This is a genomic window from Streptomyces sp. NPDC006134, from assembly GCF_040628835.1.
In the GTDB taxonomy this organism is placed as follows: Bacteria; Actinomycetota; Actinomycetes; order Streptomycetales; family Streptomycetaceae; genus Streptomyces.
In genome coordinates this window covers 1-4,509 of sequence record NZ_JBEXTV010000135.1, presented here as the reverse complement: position 1 = coordinate 4,509, position 4,509 = coordinate 1, and the positions used below count along the sequence as shown (strand labels likewise).

The 4,509-nt window shown below is 72.7% G+C and carries 5 protein-coding genes and 1 pseudogene; 4 read left to right on the top strand and 2 right to left on the bottom strand.

Annotated features, from left to right (window positions below; all coding sequences use genetic code 11):
• Positions 1-144: 144 nt before the first annotated feature.
• Positions 145-1,575: an MFS transporter gene (locus ABZ340_RS36440; protein ID WP_358786189.1), complete on the bottom strand. Its 1,431-nt coding sequence runs from the start codon at positions 1,573-1,575 to the stop codon at positions 145-147.
• Between the two features lie 130 nt (positions 1,576-1,705).
• Here ABZ340_RS36440 and ABZ340_RS36435 point away from each other — a divergent pair, with 130 nt between their 5' ends.
• Entirely contained in the window at positions 1,706-2,107 is a 402-nt protein-coding gene (locus ABZ340_RS36435; RefSeq protein WP_358786188.1) for a helix-turn-helix domain-containing protein, read from the top strand.
• Positions 2,108-2,158: 51 nt separating this feature from the next.
• Here the strand turns inward: ABZ340_RS36435 and ABZ340_RS36430 are convergent, their stop codons facing one another.
• Positions 2,159-2,521, bottom strand: coding sequence for a hypothetical protein (locus ABZ340_RS36430; RefSeq protein WP_358786187.1), 363 nt, complete (start codon positions 2,519-2,521; stop codon positions 2,159-2,161).
• Positions 2,522-2,839: 318 nt separating this feature from the next.
• On the opposite strand from ABZ340_RS36430, the gene ABZ340_RS36425 reads away from it, so the two are divergent.
• The 3 genes and pseudogenes from ABZ340_RS36425 to ABZ340_RS36415 form a co-directional block, all read left to right on the top strand.
• On the top strand, positions 2,840-3,358 hold the full coding sequence (locus ABZ340_RS36425) for a hypothetical protein (protein WP_358786186.1): 519 nt from the start codon (positions 2,840-2,842) through the stop codon (positions 3,356-3,358).
• Between the two features lie 80 nt (positions 3,359-3,438).
• Complete coding sequence (locus ABZ340_RS36420; protein WP_358786185.1) at positions 3,439-4,287, top strand: DUF4097 family beta strand repeat-containing protein; 849 nt, start codon at positions 3,439-3,441, stop codon at positions 4,285-4,287.
• Between the two features lie 87 nt (positions 4,288-4,374).
• Positions 4,375-4,509, top strand: a pseudogene (locus ABZ340_RS36415) (ABC transporter); the annotation flags it as partial.

Below are 4,509 nucleotides of genomic sequence, written 5' to 3'. Positions count from 1 at the left end.
CGTTGACGGCGTGGGTCAGGCAGACGTTCACGCCGTCGACCGCCGTGGTCAGCGTCTTGACCGTACGTTCCGCGGGGGGCGGCTGTCCCGTCGTACGGGCGCCCCGTCGTGCGGCCGGACCGCCACCGCCTCCTCCGGCCCGCCCTACTCGGTACGCCGCCCCCGCAGCACCACCCCCGCCAGCCCCAGCGCCACCACCGCGATCCCCGTCGCCGCCCGGAACGCCAGCTGGTACCCCTCGGCCGTGGCCGCCACCAGCTCCACGCCCCGCCCCAGCAGTTCGTCGGTGCGGCCCGCCGCCAGGGTCGACAGCGCGGCCAGCCCCAGTGAACCGCCCACCACCTGCGTGGTGTTGAACAGTCCCGACGCCAGCCCCGCGTCCTCCTCCCGGGTCCCCGACATCGCCAGCCCGGTCAGCGCCGGCATCGCCGCCGCGAACCCGGCGGCGAGCAGGAGCATCGCGGGGAGCACGTCCGTGACGTACGAACCCCCGACGGGCGCCCGGCCGAGCAGCGCCGTCCCGGCGACGATCAGCACCAGCCCGGCCATCAGCACCCGGTAGGCCCCGAACCGGCCGACGGTCCGCGCGGACAGCCCCAGCATCAGCACGCCGATCGCGACGGGCGCCGGCAGGAAGGCCGTGCCGGTGGCCAGCTCCCCGTACCCGAGGACGCGCTGGAGATAGAGCGCGCCGATGAACTGGAAGCCGTACATCGTCGCGATCATCAGGATCTGCACGGCGTTCGCACCGGTCAGCAGGCGGGAGCGGAACAGCCGCAGGCGCAGCAGCGGACGTGCGGCGTGCGCCTGGCGGACGGTGAACGCCGCGAACAGGGCGACGGCGAGCGCGGCCAGGAAGGCGGTCGTACCCGGGCCCCGGTCACCGGCGCCGATGATCGCGTACACCGTCAGCATGAGCGCGCCGGTGACCAGGGCCGCGCCCGGGTAGTCCTCGCCCCGGCCGAGGCGGGAGCGGTCGTCCGGGGCGAGGATCCGCACGGCCGCGACCCAGGCGACGACACCGATCGGCAGGTTGATCAGGAAGATCCAGTGCCAGCCGGCGATCTGCGTCAGCGCCCCGCCGAGGAACGTGCCCAGTGCCCCGCCCGCCGCGCCGACCGCGCTGAACACCGCGATGGCGCGGGCCTGTTCGCGCGGCTCGGGGAAGAGCGCGACCAGCATGCCCAGCACCACGGCCGAGGTCATCGCCCCGCCCACGCCCTGCACGGCGCGCGCCGCGATCAGCATGCCCTGGCTCGTGGCCACCCCGCACAGCACCGACGCGGCGGTGAACAGCGCCAGCCCCGCCGTGAACATCCGCTTGCGTCCCACCAGGTCGCCCAGCCGTCCCGCCAGCAACAGCAGCCCGCCGAACGGGATCAGGTAGGCGTTGACGACCCAGGCGAGCCCCGGCCCCGAGAAGCCGAGGTCGTTCTGGACGGCGGGCATGGCGACCGTGACGATGTTGCCGTCGAGGATCGTCATGAGCGCCCCCGCGCAGAGCACGACGAGGGAGGCCCAACGGGAGTATGTTCGAGTCTGTGGCCCCGTCAGGGGCTCGGTCACGGACGTCATGACGACGCGGCCTCCGCCTTCTCGATGGACGGCACCAGGGGTTCGCGAGGACGCCCCGCGCCCTTGGTGCACTACTTGTAACGGGGCTCATCGTGGGTGACCATGAGGGCCGGCGTAAGGAGGCAGTTCGATGTCCCAGAGGAACACCGCTGTTACCTCCCAGGTGGTGAACGCGCACGCGTGCCCCGTCCGCGAGGTTCTTGACAGGGTCGCGGGCAAATGGAGCGTCCAGATCCTGGTGGCCGCCGCGCACGGACCGATCCGCTTCACCGAACTGGAGCGCAGCATCGAGGGCATCAGCCGCCGCATGCTGACCCTGACCCTGCGCAACCTGGAACGCGACGGCCTGGTGACCCGCACGGTCCACCCGACGGTGCCGCCGAAGGTGGAGTACGAACTCACGCCGGTCGCGCGCGAGTTGCACGAAACCCTGCAACGCCTGACGGACTGGGCGGAACGCAACCGCGTCTACATCGCCGAGGCGCGGGCGGCCTACGACACCGAGCACCGGCCGGAACTGGTCGACGCGTAGGCGCCGGGACGGTGTCCGGGCCGCGCCGGGCCGCCCGGCGTGGCCCGGCGCTCACACGGCCCGGCGGAACTCGTGGACCACCTGGATCCTGCCGACGATGTGGGCGTTGAACTCCGCCAGTTCCTCGGCCGGCACCCACAGCTCGAGGATCGTCCGTCCGCCCGCCTGCCGGACCGGGTACCTGCGCAGGAAGCCGGTCTCGACCTCGAAGCGGGTGACGAAGCCGGCGCCGTCGTGCTGGACGTTCCAGTCCCGGGCGATCCTGACGGCGTGGTCCTCGTCGAGGACCGGGTGGAAGATCGGCTGCTCGGGAAGCCGGGGCGGCCAGGCGCGCCAGTCCAGCTCGCGCACCAGCTCCAGTTCCGCGGGGCCGGTGGGACGCCACAGGGTCGTCGTCGTGTGCCGACCGGTCACGGGAATCGCTCTCTGGACGGGGCGGCCGCCGGTGCGGCCGGCCGGGAACCCGACGGTATCGGCAGCCCGAGTGCGGCGGCCACCGAGTTCCGGTGGCGTCACATGGCGTCACATGGCGTCACATGGCGCCACGTGGCATCAGGTGGTGCCACTCGGTGCCATTTCCTGCTTTCAGGGGTGCGTAAGTGCGTCTGGCGCCCCTGGCTTCGGCGTGTTCTTTTCGTGTCTTCGCAGGTCAGGGAGGGTGCCTTCGTTCCTGCTTGCAGGAAGTGCCCTTCAGGCTTGTGTGTGGCGCCATTGTGGTGCCATGATGGCGTCATGGACCTCACGCCCTACGTCGACACCCTCCGCCGTGACCTCGCGGTGGCCGCCGAGGCAGGCGGGGACGAAGCCCGCGAGCTGGCCGAGCGGCTCACCGCCCCCCTGGAGTCGGCGGCACGGCTGGCCATGCTCCACGTGCTCTCCGCTGCGATGGACGAGATCACCCGTGAACTCGCCCCCGGCTCGGTCGACGTACGGCTGCGCGGGCTCGACCCCGACTTCGTGGTGACGCCACCGCCCGCCGACGGTGGCGCTCCCGCGGAGCCGGCCGCGTCCGTCGAACCGTTCAGCGCCCCGGCCCCGGCCGACGGTGACGAGGGCGGCACCGCCCGCGTCAACCTGCGCCTGCCGGCCCACCTCAAGGCGCGCGCCGAGGAGGCCGCGAGCCGCGAGGGCCTGTCGGTCAACGCGTGGCTGGTGCGTGCCGTGTCGGCCGCGGTCGACGGCGGCACCCGGCCGCGTACGCCGGAGAAGACCCGCGCCCTCGGACAGGGCTTCACGGGCTGGGTGCGCTGACCGCGCCCGCCCGCACCACTCCACTCCCATCGCGTCCCACCAGCGGGGACGACCCGAAGACCCAGGAGGACGGGACAGCCATGCCTTCTTTCGACACCCCCGCACCGATCTCGGCCACGGCGCACGTGGAGGCCGGTTCCCTCCAGCTCACCGCGGCCGACCGCCCCGACACCGTCGTGGAGGTGCGGCCCCGCAACCCGAAGAGGGACGTGGACGTACGGGCGGCCGACCAGACCGAGGTCACCTGCGTCGGCGGCGTCCTGACCGTCCGGACGCCCAAGGGCGGCCTGTTCGGCCTCGGCCGTACCGGCACCGTCGACGTGACGGTCGAGCTGCCCACGGGCTCGCACGTCGACGTCACCGGCGCCTGGACCCAAGTGCTCGGCGAGGGCAGGCTCGGCGAGGTCCGCGTGAAGACGTCGGCCGGTGACGTCCGCTTCGACGAGACCGGCCCGCTGCACCTGAAGGCATCGCACGGCTCGATCACGGTGGACCGCGTCGAGGGCGTGGCGGAGATCACCACCAGCTCCGGCAGCCTGCGCGTCGGCTTCGTCGACGGTCCGGCCGTCCTGAAGAACTCGCACGGCACCACGACCGTCGGCGCCGTGACCGGCGAGCTGCGGGTGAACGGCGCCCACGGCGACATCGACATCACGCGCGCCGGGGACTCCGTCACCGCCACCACCGCCCACGGCGCCTTGCGCGTGGGGGAAGTGATCCGCGGCACCGTCCAGTTGGAGACCGGCTACGGCACCATCGAGGTCGGCGTCCGCGAGGGCACGGCCGCCTGGCTCGACGTCCACTCCGGCTCCGGACAGGTGCGCAACACGCTCACCGCATCCGAGGCCCCGCAGGAGACCGAGGACACCGTCAAGATCCGCGCGCGCACCCGGTACGGCAACATCGACGTCCGCCGCGCCAGGGCCTGAGCCCCGCACGCGTCCGCGGACCCGCCTTCACCCCAGTCACTCCACCTTTTCGAACGGGAGGGCTCCATGCCTTCTTCTGTCATGCCCATGCCCATGTCCGGGCGGGGTGACGGCCGCCCGTCGCCGACCGCCGTCTCCGCCGTCGGGCTGCGCAAGTCCTACGGCGACAAGACCGTCCTCGACGGCGTCGACCTGTACATCCCGGCCGGGTCGGTGTTCGCG

Excerpts from the sequence above, each read along its gene's own strand:
- ABZ340_RS36425 (WP_358786186.1), top strand. The coding sequence starts at position 2,840 with ATGGACCTCACGCCCTACGTCGACACCCTCCGCCGTGACCTCGCGGTG.
- ABZ340_RS36420 (WP_358786185.1), top strand. The coding sequence starts at position 3,439 with ATGCCTTCTTTCGACACCCCCGCACCGATCTCGGCCACGGCGCACGTG.
- ABZ340_RS36435 (WP_358786188.1), top strand. The coding sequence starts at position 1,706 with ATGTCCCAGAGGAACACCGCTGTTACCTCCCAGGTGGTGAACGCGCAC.
- ABZ340_RS36440 (WP_358786189.1), bottom strand. The coding sequence starts at position 1,575 with ATGACGTCCGTGACCGAGCCCCTGACGGGGCCACAGACTCGAACATAC.